Source organism: Falsibacillus pallidus, assembly GCF_050990905.1.
In the GTDB taxonomy this organism is placed as follows: domain Bacteria; phylum Bacillota; class Bacilli; order Bacillales; family DSM-25281; genus Falsibacillus; species Falsibacillus pallidus_A.
Genome location: NZ_CP158866.1, coordinates 2,510,888 through 2,524,350, shown reverse-complemented (window position 1 = coordinate 2,524,350; position 13,463 = coordinate 2,510,888). Strand labels below are relative to the sequence as shown.

Sequence of the window (13,463 nt, the reverse complement as noted above, 5' to 3'; positions counted from 1 at the left end):
GGAGGTAATGAATCGTGGAGTTGTTGTTTTTAGGAACGGGTGCCGGCGTACCCGCCAAAGTCAGAAATGTTACTTCCCTAGCTCTAAAGCTGTTGGAAGAGAGGAATGCTGTGTGGCTTTTCGATTGTGGAGAAGCGACTCAGCACCAAATTCTTTCCACTTCTTTAAAGCCGAGGAAGATTGAGAAAATATTCATTACCCATCTTCATGGAGATCATATTTTTGGTCTTCCCGGCCTTCTTGGAAGCCGCTCCTTTCAAGGAGGAACTTCCCTTTTGACCATTTACGGTCCAAAAGGGATCAAAGAGTTTATTGAGGTCTCATTAAAAATCAGCGAGACGCATCTTCAATATCCTTTGGAAATTATTGAAATGGAAGAGGGAACTATCTTTGATGACGGGCAATTTAAGGTGGAAGCACTCCCTCTCGATCATGCGCTTCCAAGCTGGGGATTTCGCATTACCGAAAATGATAAGCCCGGTACACTGATGGCGGAAAGGCTGGAAGAGGAAGGTGTGCCTCCTGGACCTCATTACAAAGAACTGAAAGCCGGAAAATCAGTACAGCTTGAAGATGGCCGGATCATCCATGGTCCAGACTTTTTGGGACCGGACCAAAAAGGGAGAATTGTCGCCATTTTGGGAGATACCCGCCCATGCGAAAATGCTGTCCATCTGGCATCTGAAGCAGATATGCTTGTCCATGAAGCAACTTTTTCGGGGGACAGCAGTGAAATGGCACACCGCTATTTCCATTCCACCACTATTCAAGCTGCTGAAATCGCTAAAAGGGCAGATGTGGTCAAACTTGTCTTGACTCATATCAGTTCACGCTATGGCAAGGCAGATTGGGGAACATTGCGAGACGAGGCAAGAACCATTTTTCCGGCAGCAGAGATTGCCAATGATTTTCTTGAAGTGCCTGTTCCATATCGTTCTAATGGAGGTGCATCTCTATAATGAAAAACATTTATCTCATTCGGCATGCAAAAGCGGAAGGACAGCCGTTTTCAGCTCCTTTGACAAAGGAAGGAAGGGAGCAGGCAGAAGCGCTTGTCGATTTCTTTGAAGAAAAAGACATCGATTGCATCTTTTCCAGCCCCTATTTAAGAACGCTCGAGACCATTCGTCCGCTTGCTCTAAAGAGGGGAATTGACATCACCGAAGATGAGCGCCTTTCTGAAAGGGTGCTCAGCGGTGAAGATTTGCCGGATTGGAAAGAAAAGCTCGAACACAGTTTTATCGATTTTTCTTTTGTACTTCCTGGTGGTGAATCTTCCCAGGCTGCTTACGAACGGGCAGCTTCTATGCTGGAAGAAATCTTGGATTCGCCTGAAGAAAATATTGTGATTGTAAGCCATGGAAATTTGACTACGCTGCTTTTAAGATATTTTGACGGGCGTTTCGGTTTTCAAGAATTAATGGAATTGACGAATCCAGACGTCTATCATATCCAGTATGATGGAGAAGAAGGGGAAGTTAAGCGAATTTGGGAATAAAAGAAGAGTCCTGTCCCCAGTGGGGATCAGGACTCTTCTTTTTCTCGTGATCCAGCTCCGTCGGCTAGAGGCTGGGAGGTTTCCTTCAGCGCGCTTACGATAAGTCAACATCGATTCGCTTCGCTCATCGTGTTTCCTTTATCTCGCAGCACCTCAGTCCAACCTCGGCGCCTCTGAACAGCCGCCTCCGCTTTTCTTATGATCCAGCTCCAGCGCCTAGAGGCTGGGAGGTTTCCTTCAGCACACTTACGATAAGTCAACATCGGATCGCTGCGCTCTCCGTGTTTCCTTTATCTCGTGGTGCTTCAGTCCAACCTCGGCGCCTCTGTTCAGGCGCTTCCGCTTTTCTTATATCCATCCTCTTTCATACTGTTTAGGAGGAGTGATGTCCGCACCTAATTCTTTTGCGGCTGTCCGCGGCCAGTATGGGTCTCGGAGCAATTCCCTTGCAAGGAAAATGAGGTCGGATCGGTCGTTCTGAAGGATCTCTTCTGCCTGGATGGCTGAAGTGATGAGTCCGACGGCTCCCGTAGGGATATCGGCTCCATGTTTGATCATTTCTGCTGGTTTTACCTGGTAGCCAGGGAAAACCGGGATGCGGGCAGGTACAACAGCTCCTGTGCTTACATCGATCAGGTCCACCCCTTGATCTTTCATGGTCTTGGCCATTTGAACATAATTTTCTGCATCAAGTCCGTCCGGATGATAATCTCTTGCTGACACCCTTACAAAGAGTGGGCCGTCCCAGACTTCTTTTACGGCATCAATAATTTCTTGAAGGAAGCGGTAGCGGTTTTCAGCAGATCCGCCATATTCGTCGTTTCGCTTATTTGTAAGCGGTGAAAGGAACTGATTGATTAAATATCCATGTGCCCCATGGAGTTCAATGATGTCAAATCCAGCTTTTTTCGCTCTTTCTGCTCCCTTTTGGAACGCTGTGATCGTTTCGTTTATTTCTTCTTTCGTCATTTCTTTTGGCGTTTTCATCTCATCATTGAATGGGATGGCAGATGGTGCAATGATCTCTCCATCAATGACGGCTTTTCTTCCTGCATGCCCAAGCTGAATGCCGGCAGCAGATCCATGGCTTTTCATTAAGTTTACAAGCTTCGCTAAGCCTTCAACATGATCATCATCCCAAATCCCAAGATCTTGAGGGGATATCCGGCCCTGCGGCGTGACGGATGTAGCTTCGAGAATGATCAGTCCAACCTGGCCGACAGCCCGGCTTGTATAGTGAGTCAAATGCCAGTCATTCACTTTTCCATCTTCATCATGGCAGGAATACATGCACATTGGGGCCATGACGATTCGGTTTTTCAACTCGACATTCTTAATTTTATAAGGTTCAAACAGTTTGATTTTTGACACTTTCATACCTCCCTGAACAGGTTATCCATTAGAGTTCCCTTGATTGGCTATTTCGGATCTCTAAATATATCCATCATTATAACAAGGAGCGTTCCACGTTCAAAGAAAGTTGCCTTCATCTCCCTCTTTTTCGCAGTTCCTTTAATGGATAAACCGTTCCTCTCCATTCAATTCCCCCTCTTCGAATGGTCAGGAATACCGCTCTTACAATCGAATAAATAAAGAGAAGAGCGGTTGCGGGGAAAATAAAAAACAACAGTGGTGAAAAAGCCGTCAATTTTTTAACGATCAGATAATAGAGGGAAAAGATCAGGGCAACGACTATAAACGAAAGAACCCTCAGGAGCGGATTGGGGCTGAAAATCGTCAGGAAAGGGAGAACCTGTGAGCAAAAGACGCCTGCCACAGCCAAAAAGACCATGGAAAATTGATAATGCAGCCCTGCAAATGTATTTTTTTCCAACCCTTTAAACGCTGCTTGAAGGGAAGGGTACCATTCCACTTTCATGAGCTTTGTCGCAGAGACCATCCTTTGCTTCAGATCATATTTTTTCACCATCATCCCTAATTGGAGATCGTCGTCCGGCCGTTCCTTGATGGATTGATGCGTCCCGATTGTCTCATATGCCTTTTTTCTGATTAGATTGAATGCACCTACACCCACTCCGATTTTAGAGGAATCGATGTTAGCCTTCCATGGGCGTTTATAATAGGAAAATCCAAATAAGAAAAACGCCACAAATGACTTCAGCCAGAATCCCTTAGCATATAAATCGGGTGCTGCCGTCATATGGTCGATGTTTTTCCTTGAGAGGAAGGAAGCGGCTTTTCCCACGGTTTCTTCTTTGTAAAGGACATCAGCATCCGTGAACAGCAGCCATTCTCCATTAGATTCGAGATAGCCTTTGTAAAGGGCATGGTTTTTTCCAAGCCATCCTTTCGGCAATTCTTTGATATGAACCACTTTCATATGAGGATGACTTTCTGAAAGTTCATCCATTATACTGCCGGTCCTGTCCTCCGACCTGTCATTGACCAGAATCCATTCTATATGGTTATAGTTTTGGCGAAGCTGGCTTTCTACGCTTTTCCTGATATGTTCTTCTTCATTTTTAGCCGCCACAATGATAGAAATCAGCGGCCCATCTTCAAGCTCCTTTTCCGATTCAAGTCTTTCAATGGTCCGAAGCCCCCAAGCGGCATCTATAAAAAAGGCAATCCAAATCAACAGAATCAAACTCATTAAATAAATCATGATTTCTCCATTTCTTTTCTCGACCTCCTTTTATTATATCCACTGGAAGATTTTTTTGAAATGAATGAATCCGTTCTTAGAGCATTGGTATAGGTATATAATGACAATGCGAACAATTATCGGTACACTATAAATATCTGATGTACTTCAATTACATACTTTTTTATATAAAAATAATAATGACAGGTGATCAATATGAGTTTTTGGCAAGATGGTATTGCAAAATTGACAGTTCCTACGCCGTTTGCTGTCGGGGATGTCAATATGTATATAGTCAAAGGGGAGAAGTTGACGCTGATTGACGCAGGCCCGAAAACAGAAGAGGCATGGGATGGATTCAAGCTGCAGCTTTCCATATTGGGCCTTACACCGGATGACATTGAGCAGGTAGTCTTGACCCACCATCATCCCGACCATGTGGGCCTTTTGGATTTTCTTCCGGATGATATCGATGTTTACGGACATCCTTACTGTGAACAATGGATAAATAGGGATGAACATTTCAATTCCATGCATGACGAGTTTTACGGGGGATTGTTCCGGAAATTCGGAATCATGGGGGATATGGAGAAAATGCTTAAGGTGATGAAATCCCCATTGAAATATTCTTGTCATCGGCCGTTGGCAGGGGTATTGAAAGAAGGCGGTGCTATACCGGGAATGGCTGGCTGGACGGTGTATGAAACACCGGGACACGCCCAGAGCCATCTTAGTTTTTATCATGAAGGAACAGGTGTATTGATCGCAGGGGACCATATCCTTGCTACAATCTCCTCCAACCCCTTGATAGAACCGCCATATACGCCAGGCGATGAACGGCCGCGTCCTCAGCTGCAATACAATGAGTCTTTAAAGAAAATGCTGAAGCTTCCCATTTCCAAGGTCTATACAGGACACGGTACAGAAGTGGCGAAAGTCGGGCCGCTTGTGGAAAGAAGGCTGAAAAAGCAGCATGACCGTGCCATGCAGGTGAAAGGGATGATTGCAGAGGAATCCAAAACGGTTTTTGAAATCTGCAAAGAACTTTTTCCAGCAGTCTATGAAAGGGAGCTTGGCCTGACTATTTCTGAAACGGCTGCACAGCTGGACTATCTGCTTTCTATCGGAGAGGCAGCAGTCTCTGAAGTTGAAGGGGTGCAGTATTTTTCTGCAATCAAACCAGGAGGGATTTCTTCGTGAAAAATCCAAGACTTAAAGGGAAAAATGTCGTCATAACAGGGGCTTCTGGCGGAATCGGGGAGCAAATGGCGCTCTTATGTGCTGCTAACGGAGCGAATCTTTATCTGCTTGCTAGAAGTCTTGATAAATTGGAAGCTGTAAAGGAAAAGATTCAAGCTCAATTTCCGGTGGAGTGCTTTATTGCTAGTCTGGATGTTTCTGAGCATGACAGCATTCCTGAAGCTTTCCTCGCCATCTATGAAAAAATGGGCCAAGTGGATGTGCTGGTCAATAACGCAGGCTTTGGGGTTTTCGATGAAGTCGCAGAAGCAAAGTTCGAAGACATTGCAGGGATGTTCAACGTCAATGTCCTTGGATTGATTGCCTGCACCAAGCAGGTTGTTCCTGATATGATCAGCCGTCATTCCGGGCATATCATCAATGTCGCATCGCAGGCCGGGAAGATCGCGACACCGAAATCAAGCGTGTATTCTGCTTCCAAGCATGCCGTTCTTGGTTTCACCAACAGCATGCGCATGGAGCTGTCCCTTTCAGGCGTTTATGTGACGGCTGTTAATCCGGGGCCTATCGCAACGAACTTCTTCAACATTGCGGACGAATCGGGATCCTATGTGAAAAATGTAGAAAAATTCATGCTTACACCGGAATATGTAGCTGAAAAGGTAGTCAGCATCATGTTCACCAACACAAGGGAAGTCAACCTGCCGCGCTGGATGAATGCGGGAAGCACATTGTACACCCTTTTTCCACGCTTGATCGAGCGCCTGGGGAAAAATGCATTCTTTAAAAAATGATTGTGTTAAGCCGCAGGGGGTCCTGCGGCTTTTTGTATGAGCTAATTCATCATGCAGATAACCCGCGGCATTAGAGTGTTTGTGCCACGAACTCCCTGAATGACTCTTCTTCTTCGATATACGGATAATGATTGCTGAAATGAAAAGTTGTCATCGACCCATTTGGCATGATGGTTGCTGCTTCTAAGGAAAACTTATGCGGGCATTGAGTATCGTATAGCCCTGAATAGAGGTATGCCTCAGTGCTCGTTTCTTTTAGCTGTTTTCGCAAATCAAATTCCGGCAGTTCTTTATAAGAAAAATAATCGAGTCTGCTTGCTACACTTTTCCCGCTGTTTGGCCTGGACGACATCATTTCATATGTCTTTGGATCATATAACGACATCAGCGTCCATTCTTTCCCTGCGTTCCTTCTTTCTTCAATGGTGGATGATTGGTTCCCAAGTATCGTTAATATTTCCTTGATACGGGCATTATTCGGATTTTCAGGACAATAGATGCTGCCTTTGTGGCGCATATAATCCGAGGACGCACATAAGCCACCGGCAATGATTTTAGTCAGGCTTTCCGGATGCATGATGGCATACTTTAATGCAAGCATCCCTCCTGTTGAATGTCCGGCGAATGTCCATTGATCGATATTCAGAGCTTGCCGTACCGCTTCTAAATCCCCTACTGCATCGGTCATCCCCAGACTGAATCGGGTGGTGTCTCCTGTTGAATTACCGCTTCCCCTCAAATTTACGAGATAGACTGTATAATGGTCTGCTAATGATGAGGCGAGCAGATTTCCTTTCTCGTTAAATTCGCTGTACAAATGTGTTGTGCAAAGAGGAGGTCCTTCTCCCTTTGTAAACAGTTCAAACGTTCCTCTGGATGTTTCAATCATTCGTTTCTCCCACATATTGATAAACCCTCCATAAAATTTCACTTTAACTAAAGCTTCGACAAATAGAATTTTTATCCTTTTTTTTGGATATTGATTGGAACTATTTGTTTGCTGCTTCGTAGGAATAGAAAGGGAGAGGAGTAGTGTGAATGACTTTAGTTCTCATTTTAATTTTGATCGGTTTTATCATTTCCGTTCCAGCATTAATACTGAACAAACTTGAAGGATCGATGAAAGGCTTTTTCCTAAAGGGATTTGGCGGTCTTGGCCCCTCTGATGAGCCCTATATAGAGTGCCCGAGCTGCCACTGCAGAAAAAAGCGGGGACACTCTGCACCTTATTGCGAAAAGTGCAGGAAATTCTTTTAGAGATGCAACTTACTGCGTCAAATACTCATAAACGACATCTTCCACCAGCTCGTGAATTTCGCTATCGGGCTGTTTTTTCTTCTCCTCGGTTATCCTTGCCGACAATTCATCATATTCTTCCGCACTCAATGGAATGGAGTCCCTTACATGGTTATACTGCAAAAAGCAGTGTTCAATCATTTTATGTAAAATTTTTCTATTCATATTCTACACCTCAGGATGATTATAGCGTGTATAAATGCTAGTATTCAGCAGCAGAGGAAAAATTTTTTCATTGAAAGCGAACGTATATTCGATTACAATCATACATATACTAGAACAAGTGTTCGTTTTAATTTTGCAGAGTAATGAAGGTGAAAATGATGACTGTCGATTATCGTATGCTTCCCCGGCATAAAATCCTCTGTATCGATATGAAAAGCTTTTATGCCAGCTGTTCAGCGGTAATGGAAGGACTTGACCCATTGGAATCCTATATTGCCATTGTGGGGGATAAAGAGCGGAAGGGCAGTGTGGTTTTGGCAGCCTCTCCAAAGATGAAAAAGGAGTTTGGCATCAAGACGGGATCGCGCATGTTTGAAGTCCCAAATGATCCGCGCATTCAATTCATCGAGCCCAAAATGGCCACATATCTTCGGATTTCAACTGAGATCACCCGCTTGTTCCACCGCTATGTCCCGAAGGAAGCCATCCATACGTACAGTGTCGATGAAAGCTTCCTCAAAGTTGATGGCACTGATCATATCTGGGGGGATGCCCATACCATCGCCCGGAAGATCAAAGACGAAATCGAAAGGGAGTTCCAGCTGCCCTGTGCCATCGGAATTGGTCCGAATATGCTCCTGGCTAAATTATGCCTGGACTTGGAAGCAAAGAAAAAAGGCATTTCCGAATGGACATATGAAGATGTTCCGGAGAAACTATGGACGGTTTCGCCGCTGAGCGAAATGTGGGGGATCGGAAGAAGGATGGAGCGGAACTTGAACCGCATGGGGATTTTCACGGTCGGCCAGATTGCCCGCTATGATCTTGAAAAGCTGGAAGCGAAATTTGGGGTCATGGGAAATCAGCTTTATTATCATGCCTGGGGAGTGGACCTTTCCGATATCGGGGCACCGATCATGGAAGGGCAGATAAGCTTCGGCAAAAGTCAGATCCTTCTCCGGGATTACAAGGAGGAGGAAGAGGTGAAGCACGTCATTCTCGAGATCTGCGAAGAAGTGGCAAGGAGGGCGAGGGTGCACGGGAAAGCCGGCAGGACCATCAGCCTGGGAATCGGCTACAGCCAGGAAGAGTTCGGAGGCGGTTTCCACCGTGCAAGGACGATGGAGCAGCCGACAAATATCACGATGGATTTATATAAGACCTGCCTGGAGCTGTTCCATGAAAATTACAGCCATAAAACGGTGAGGCAGATTTCTGTTACGCTTTCCAACATTGTAGAGGACAGGGAAATGCAGCTGAGTTTATTCGAACTCAACCGTGGACAGAAGCGGGAGCTGGGGTTCGTCATGGATTCCATACGCCGGCGCTTCGGTTCAGGCTCCCTGCTCAGGGCTGTTTCCTATACAGAAGCAGGTACGGCCCTGTACCGTGCGAAATTAGTGGGAGGACATAAATCTTAAGAGGAGGGATGCATATGATCCGCGATAGAGGAAGAATTAAATGGACCTCCATGATGCTTCCGGAGCATGTGAAAATGCTGCGCGATTGGGCAAAGGAGGATACATTCAAGGAAAAAATCGAGCTCGATGAACAGCAGCTGGAAGAGCTGAACAGCATCGCCGCTGAAGCAATGGAGGAAAGGAGGCAGGTGGCCATCACCCATTATGCCTCAAGGCAATACGAGCTTTTTATCGGATTCATCCATTACTTTGACCCGCTTCAACAGAGGCTCCACACAGTAGACCAATTTGACCACCCCGAATACCTCCTCATGGAAAACATAGTGGATATCCGGTTTTACGAATAGGCTGTTTTCGTAAAGATTGTTGTTAAAATCTTACTGCCGATTTTAACGTGAAATTACCTGTTTTGCGCGTTGAACTGGAGTATCCAGGCTCTTTATGAGAAAAGAGCCTACGAATAAGAAAAGGACAGCCCGCTGCTGTCCTTTCTAGAAATTATTCTTTATCATCCAATACTTTTTCAGCGCGAACGCAGGATTCGAACTTGCCTTTGTGGCTTGCATCGCAGAATGGCAGCTTGGAAGAAAGGCCGCATCGGCAAAGGGTAAAGGCCTGCTTCGTTTCGAATACGTTGCCTTCTGCATCGATGAGCTCAACATCTCCCATTACACGATAGCCGCCGTTGTCATTTACTTTGATCTGAACTTTTGTCAAATTAATCCACCCCTTAAAATTAACAGATAGTATGATGGTAAAAGGAAACAGCTAAAAAAGCAAGACGGAAGGAAAAAAAGATTCCTTATGTTAAACTAAAGCCATGAACCATCGAAAGGAGCGTCCAAGCTATGAAAATTACCATCACGAATGAAGCGCTGGCTAAAATAGAAGAGAAAATCAATGGAAGCGGTAAAGTATTGAAATTAAAATATGAAACAGAAGGCTGCGGCTGCGTCATGAGCGGTGTCCCTACTTTGATGGCCGTTGGGCAGGATGAGCTGAACCAAGGCGAGGATATTGAGGTGGAGACAAACGGAATGCCGATTTATATGGAAAAATCCAAATTGGTGTTTTTTGATGAAGACTTGAAAATTGATTACTCTGCCAGCAGCAACGCATACCAATTAAAAAGTCCGAACCAAATCTTAAATGGCAGGATGAGCTTCATCCTCACCAACTAGACAAAAAATCCATGTCCCGAAAGCAGGGGGCATGGATTTTTTCGACGTCCAGCTCCAGCGCCTAGCCCCTCGAGTCATAAGCCGTACCTCTACAGAAATCAGGATTTCCTTCGAGTTCCGTCTTATGCTGGTCGGGGCTGATTGAGGCGCTTACGCTTTTGTTCTTTATGAAAGCAAACGGTCAAATAACTCTGCACAGTTGATGCCCCATTTCCAGCTGTCGCCGCCTTCTTCTGTGCTCCAGGAGGCAGAGAGGACGCTGTGGCAGAATCCCCATTGAATCATCCGTTCAGAATCAAGATTCAGCAGTTCACAGAACAAGGTGATCCTTTGATCCAAAATTTCAAATGGATTGCTTTGTTCAAGAAGCTCATTGATTAAAAATTGGATGCAGTCATATTCTTTTTCCCCAATTACTCCTTTTGCATCTATGGCTGTCCACCCTCTATTCGCATCGAATAGGATATTTCCATGATGGAGGTCGCCGTGAAGAAGGAAGACATCCCTTTCATTTTCAAGTAAATGGGAGAAAAGGAATTCTGCTTTTTCTACGAGATGAGGGGGAAGGGGGCCCGTTCCTCCTTGAAACCGGCTGCGAAGTTTCTCCAGCCCTTTCGCCCAATCCTTGACTTTTGGAAAGGCATCAGTAGAAGGCTTTTTCCATAGTGTTGGAAGAATGGATGCAGCAATCTTGACGCCTTCACTGTCAGATACAGTCGATTCCTTCAGCATCTTCCCAGGCTTGAGCTGTTCGATCAGCAGCCACTCATTGTCTGGATCCGCATCCATTATTCCTGCAATGCTTCCACCTTTAAAGTTTTCGAGCGCATGAATTTCCTGACCGATTTCTTTTGGTGAAAACCCCAATTTGAATACTGCGGACCGGCCATCATGAAATTTGACGGGGGCAACGAAATTATAGCTGAGTTCAAAAGGGGCTAGGATGTCAGCGTGATGCTCTTCCTGCCATTTTTCAAGGCGCGCCGGCAATTCCCTCAGCCAGCGTTCCCCCTTTTCACCATGAATGCCCACAATGATTCTATGGAATTTAGAAGTACTCATAGGCTTGGCCACCCCCTGCCAGGAAAAAATTCGGCAAGAAAATCGGCAATTGCACGTTCATAGTCTTCCGGATTTTCATTCAAGGATTGGGCGTGTGCCCCTTTTTCAGCAAGATAGAGTTTCTTCGGTCCTTTTTTATGGTCGAAAAGATCCTTAGACATATCAGGCAGAATGAAATCGTCCCCAAGACTGTGTATGAAGAGAACCGGCTTTTCGATATGTTGAACAGCCTGAAGTGGTGAAACATCCTTGAAAGAATACCGCTCCCTTAGCTTTAAAAAGGCATCTGCAAGCGGGATCAGCCATTTACCCGGTATTTTTAACACACGATTTAACTGGTGGGCCACCTGGTCGCTGAATTCAGAAAAGGGGCAGTCCGCGATATAAAAGTCTGCACGGTCTTCAAGAGTCCCAGCATAAAGCAGGGTAGTGACTGCTCCCATCGATTCTCCGTGAATGCCGAAAAAAGTATCTTCGCCTTCGCGTTTTAAAAGTTCATCTGCCACATTTTTTAAATCATGTTTTTCATAGTGGCCGTAGCTGCTTGTTTCGCCGCCGGATTCCCCGTGTCTCCGATGGTCATATAAGACCGCATTAAATCCGAACTTGAGGAATAGATTCATATATTTGATGGAATTGGTTTTGCTTTCCGAAATTCCGTGGGCAAAGATCATGAATTTTTTCGACTCAGGATAGGGTTTGATGAAAACCGTTTTTAAAGGATAGCCGAAGGAAGACTGGATCCAGACTTCTTCTTTTGGCAATTCTTCATAGTTTTTAAGATTGATTCTTTTGGCTGAGACTTCACGTTCGAGGATAAATTGCTCTTCTTTTTTTCTGTAATACATCAAACGATTGGACAGGTATACGCCAAGACCCGAAGCCGCCAGGGCAGCGCTCCCTATGGCACCAAGCCATTTCTTCTTCATAGTCAGTCCCCCATCATTCCTTTTCTGTTTAGTTTAATTTTACCATTTGGAATTGGAATTCACCAAAAAAAAAGAAGCCGTGAGCCGGCCTCTCTTACATTTCAATCATTGTTCGGAATTTTGATCTTTAGCCGTGTGGACCGTTCTCTCCACTTCTTCGGCAGAAACGGTATTTTTGATATCGGCCCCAGCTGTGACGCTTCCTTTTTGACTATTTCCTTTATCTCGTTTTTGGCTCATTTTCATTGCTCCCTTCAAGTTGGATACGCTTTAATTTTTTCGAAAGGGGCCTGAATTATTCACTCTGCTTTCGATAAACGATAATATCCAGTCTCAATGGTCCTGGAAAGGTGGGGAGCCACAAGATCAACCGCTTCGACTAGAGTCTCCAGGTCGATTCCGGTTTGCACACCCATCCTTTCAAGCATATAGGCTACATCTTCTGTAGCCACATTCCCTGTGGCGCCGGGGGCAAACGGACATCCCCCTAGACCTCCTGCCGAGGTGTCAAACCTGGTGATTCCCGCTTGAAGCGCAGCATATATATTGGCGAGGGCCATCTTCCTTGTATCATGGAAATGCGCTGTTAACAAGGTATCCGGCAAATTGGCCTTAAGCTTTGAAAACAAGGAAAAAGACTCTGAAGGAACAGCCAATCCGATGGTATCTGCCACACTCAGCTCATCGACTCCAGCCCCTGCAAATTCCCCGCAGAGGTCAAGTACGGCTTCTTCAGGGATCTTCCCTTCATAGGGACAATAAAAGGAAGTCGAAATGCAGGCGCGGACAAAGTAGCCCTTTTCTTTTAATTGGGCGATCAACGGCTTGAGTTCATCCATGCTTTCACGGGTTGATTTGTTGATATTCTTCTTGTTGAAAGAATCGCTCACTCCTACAAATACCGCAACGGCCCGGCAATCAGTTTCCATGACCCGTTCAATGCCTTTTTGATTTGGGGCAAGGACGAAATTTCTTCCATTGTCCAAACAGGACTCGACAATTTCAGCAGCATCTTTCATCTGCGGCACCCACTTGGGGGACACGAATGACGTCAGCTCCATTTCCTTGAAACCAGCTTGCTTCAACTTATGAATAAAAGCCTTCTTGACTTCAGTGGGAATGAAATTTTTCTCATTCTGCAGGCCGTCCCGGGGGCCGACTTCAATCAATACAGCTTCTTTTGGAAAATCCATCATAAAAACTCCCTTCCATGTGCAATCAATTTATTGTAAAAACGTTTTGTACAGAAAAGCAAGAATAATACGATTTTTGACAAAATTAGAGGATTTTTTTGATTTGCATCGAAATTAAC

16 protein-coding genes are annotated in these 13,463 nt (G+C 45.2%); 7 read left to right on the top strand and 9 right to left on the bottom strand.

Annotated elements, in window-relative coordinates; all coding sequences use genetic code 11:
* Positions 1 to 14: 14 nt before the first annotated feature.
* Both rnz and ABTV07_RS13360 read left to right on the top strand, forming a co-directional pair.
* Positions 15 to 959: a ribonuclease Z gene (rnz, locus tag ABTV07_RS13365; RefSeq protein WP_433743005.1), complete on the top strand. Its 945-nt coding sequence runs from the start codon at positions 15 to 17 to the stop codon at positions 957 to 959.
* A complete protein-coding gene (locus ABTV07_RS13360) occupies positions 959 to 1,498 on the top strand; it encodes a histidine phosphatase family protein (protein WP_433743003.1) in 540 nt (179 codons plus the stop codon). Before rnz ends, ABTV07_RS13360 begins: the two co-directional genes overlap by 1 nt.
* A gap of 348 nt (positions 1,499 to 1,846) precedes the next feature.
* Here ABTV07_RS13360 and namA read toward each other — a convergent pair whose 3' ends face one another.
* Together namA and ABTV07_RS13350 are read right to left on the bottom strand one after the other, a co-directional pair.
* Positions 1,847 to 2,869, bottom strand: coding sequence for an NADPH dehydrogenase NamA (gene namA / locus ABTV07_RS13355; RefSeq protein WP_433743001.1), 1,023 nt, complete (start codon positions 2,867 to 2,869; stop codon positions 1,847 to 1,849).
* Between the two features lie 115 nt (positions 2,870 to 2,984).
* Entirely contained in the window at positions 2,985 to 4,124 is a 1,140-nt protein-coding gene (locus tag ABTV07_RS13350; RefSeq protein ID WP_433743000.1) for a glycosyltransferase, read from the bottom strand.
* Positions 4,125 to 4,319: 195 nt separating this feature from the next.
* Here ABTV07_RS13350 and ABTV07_RS13345 point away from each other — a divergent pair, with 195 nt between their 5' ends.
* On the top strand, positions 4,320 to 5,303 hold the full coding sequence (locus tag ABTV07_RS13345; RefSeq protein WP_433742998.1) for an MBL fold metallo-hydrolase: 984 nt from the start codon (positions 4,320 to 4,322) through the stop codon (positions 5,301 to 5,303).
* Positions 5,300 to 6,097, top strand: coding sequence for an SDR family NAD(P)-dependent oxidoreductase (locus tag ABTV07_RS13340; RefSeq protein ID WP_114746224.1), 798 nt, complete (start codon positions 5,300 to 5,302; stop codon positions 6,095 to 6,097). Before ABTV07_RS13345 ends, ABTV07_RS13340 begins: the two co-directional genes overlap by 4 nt.
* 70 nt (positions 6,098 to 6,167) lie before the next feature.
* Here the strand turns inward: ABTV07_RS13340 and ABTV07_RS13335 are convergent, their stop codons facing one another.
* Positions 6,168 to 7,001, bottom strand: a complete 834-nt coding sequence (locus ABTV07_RS13335; protein ID WP_114746225.1) for an alpha/beta fold hydrolase — start codon at positions 6,999 to 7,001, stop codon at positions 6,168 to 6,170.
* Positions 7,002 to 7,363: 362 nt separating this feature from the next.
* On the bottom strand, positions 7,364 to 7,558 hold the full coding sequence (locus ABTV07_RS13330) for a YqzH family protein (RefSeq protein WP_433742995.1): 195 nt from the start codon (positions 7,556 to 7,558) through the stop codon (positions 7,364 to 7,366).
* Positions 7,559 to 7,716: 158 nt separating this feature from the next.
* Between ABTV07_RS13330 and ABTV07_RS13325 the strand changes: the two genes are divergently transcribed.
* Together ABTV07_RS13325 and ABTV07_RS13320 are read left to right on the top strand one after the other, a co-directional pair.
* Positions 7,717 to 8,979, top strand: coding sequence for a DNA polymerase thumb domain-containing protein (locus tag ABTV07_RS13325; protein WP_114746227.1), 1,263 nt, complete (start codon positions 7,717 to 7,719; stop codon positions 8,977 to 8,979).
* A gap of 14 nt (positions 8,980 to 8,993) precedes the next feature.
* The gene (locus tag ABTV07_RS13320; protein WP_114746228.1) at positions 8,994 to 9,326 is read left to right on the top strand and encodes a YolD-like family protein; all 333 of its coding nucleotides are present in this window, start codon (positions 8,994 to 8,996) and stop codon (positions 9,324 to 9,326) included.
* Positions 9,327 to 9,477: 151 nt separating this feature from the next.
* Here ABTV07_RS13320 and ABTV07_RS13315 read toward each other — a convergent pair whose 3' ends face one another.
* The gene (locus tag ABTV07_RS13315; protein WP_114746229.1) at positions 9,478 to 9,696 is read right to left on the bottom strand and encodes a CDGSH iron-sulfur domain-containing protein; all 219 of its coding nucleotides are present in this window, start codon (positions 9,694 to 9,696) and stop codon (positions 9,478 to 9,480) included.
* 131 nt (positions 9,697 to 9,827) lie between these two features.
* Here ABTV07_RS13315 and ABTV07_RS13310 point away from each other — a divergent pair, with 131 nt between their 5' ends.
* A complete protein-coding gene (locus ABTV07_RS13310; protein ID WP_433742992.1) occupies positions 9,828 to 10,160 on the top strand; it encodes an iron-sulfur cluster biosynthesis family protein in 333 nt (110 codons plus the stop codon).
* Between the two features lie 165 nt (positions 10,161 to 10,325).
* Here the strand turns inward: ABTV07_RS13310 and ABTV07_RS13305 are convergent, their stop codons facing one another.
* From ABTV07_RS13305 to ABTV07_RS13290, 4 genes are all read right to left on the bottom strand, one after another.
* Positions 10,326 to 11,222: an aminoglycoside phosphotransferase family protein gene (locus tag ABTV07_RS13305; RefSeq protein WP_433742991.1), complete on the bottom strand. Its 897-nt coding sequence runs from the start codon at positions 11,220 to 11,222 to the stop codon at positions 10,326 to 10,328.
* On the bottom strand, positions 11,219 to 12,151 hold the full coding sequence (locus tag ABTV07_RS13300) for an alpha/beta hydrolase (protein ID WP_433742989.1): 933 nt from the start codon (positions 12,149 to 12,151) through the stop codon (positions 11,219 to 11,221). Before ABTV07_RS13300 ends, ABTV07_RS13305 begins: the two co-directional genes overlap by 4 nt.
* Before the next feature lie 105 nt (positions 12,152 to 12,256).
* Positions 12,257 to 12,391 (bottom strand): hypothetical protein, encoded by a 135-nt coding sequence (locus tag ABTV07_RS13295; protein WP_433742987.1) that lies wholly within the window; start codon positions 12,389 to 12,391, stop codon positions 12,257 to 12,259.
* A 59-nt stretch (positions 12,392 to 12,450) separates the two neighbouring features.
* Complete coding sequence (locus tag ABTV07_RS13290) at positions 12,451 to 13,344, bottom strand: hydroxymethylglutaryl-CoA lyase (protein ID WP_433742986.1); 894 nt, start codon at positions 13,342 to 13,344, stop codon at positions 12,451 to 12,453.
* Positions 13,345 to 13,463: the final 119 nt, after the last annotated feature.

Excerpts from the sequence above, each read along its gene's own strand:
- ABTV07_RS13300 (WP_433742989.1), bottom strand. The coding sequence starts at position 12,151 with ATGAAGAAGAAATGGCTTGGTGCCATAGGGAGCGCTGCCCTGGCGGCT.
- ABTV07_RS13330 (WP_433742995.1), bottom strand. The coding sequence starts at position 7,558 with ATGAATAGAAAAATTTTACATAAAATGATTGAACACTGCTTTTTGCAG.
- ABTV07_RS13335 (WP_114746225.1), bottom strand. The coding sequence starts at position 7,001 with ATGTGGGAGAAACGAATGATTGAAACATCCAGAGGAACGTTTGAACTG.
- ABTV07_RS13350 (WP_433743000.1), bottom strand. The coding sequence starts at position 4,124 with ATGATTTATTTAATGAGTTTGATTCTGTTGATTTGGATTGCCTTTTTT.
- ABTV07_RS13320 (WP_114746228.1), top strand. The coding sequence starts at position 8,994 with ATGATCCGCGATAGAGGAAGAATTAAATGGACCTCCATGATGCTTCCG.
- ABTV07_RS13325 (WP_114746227.1), top strand. The coding sequence starts at position 7,717 with ATGACTGTCGATTATCGTATGCTTCCCCGGCATAAAATCCTCTGTATC.
- ABTV07_RS13310 (WP_433742992.1), top strand. The coding sequence starts at position 9,828 with ATGAAAATTACCATCACGAATGAAGCGCTGGCTAAAATAGAAGAGAAA.
- ABTV07_RS13360 (WP_433743003.1), top strand. The coding sequence starts at position 959 with ATGAAAAACATTTATCTCATTCGGCATGCAAAAGCGGAAGGACAGCCG.
- ABTV07_RS13295 (WP_433742987.1), bottom strand. The coding sequence starts at position 12,391 with ATGAGCCAAAAACGAGATAAAGGAAATAGTCAAAAAGGAAGCGTCACA.
- ABTV07_RS13305 (WP_433742991.1), bottom strand. The coding sequence starts at position 11,222 with ATGAGTACTTCTAAATTCCATAGAATCATTGTGGGCATTCATGGTGAA.
- ABTV07_RS13345 (WP_433742998.1), top strand. The coding sequence starts at position 4,320 with ATGAGTTTTTGGCAAGATGGTATTGCAAAATTGACAGTTCCTACGCCG.
- ABTV07_RS13290 (WP_433742986.1), bottom strand. The coding sequence starts at position 13,344 with ATGGATTTTCCAAAAGAAGCTGTATTGATTGAAGTCGGCCCCCGGGAC.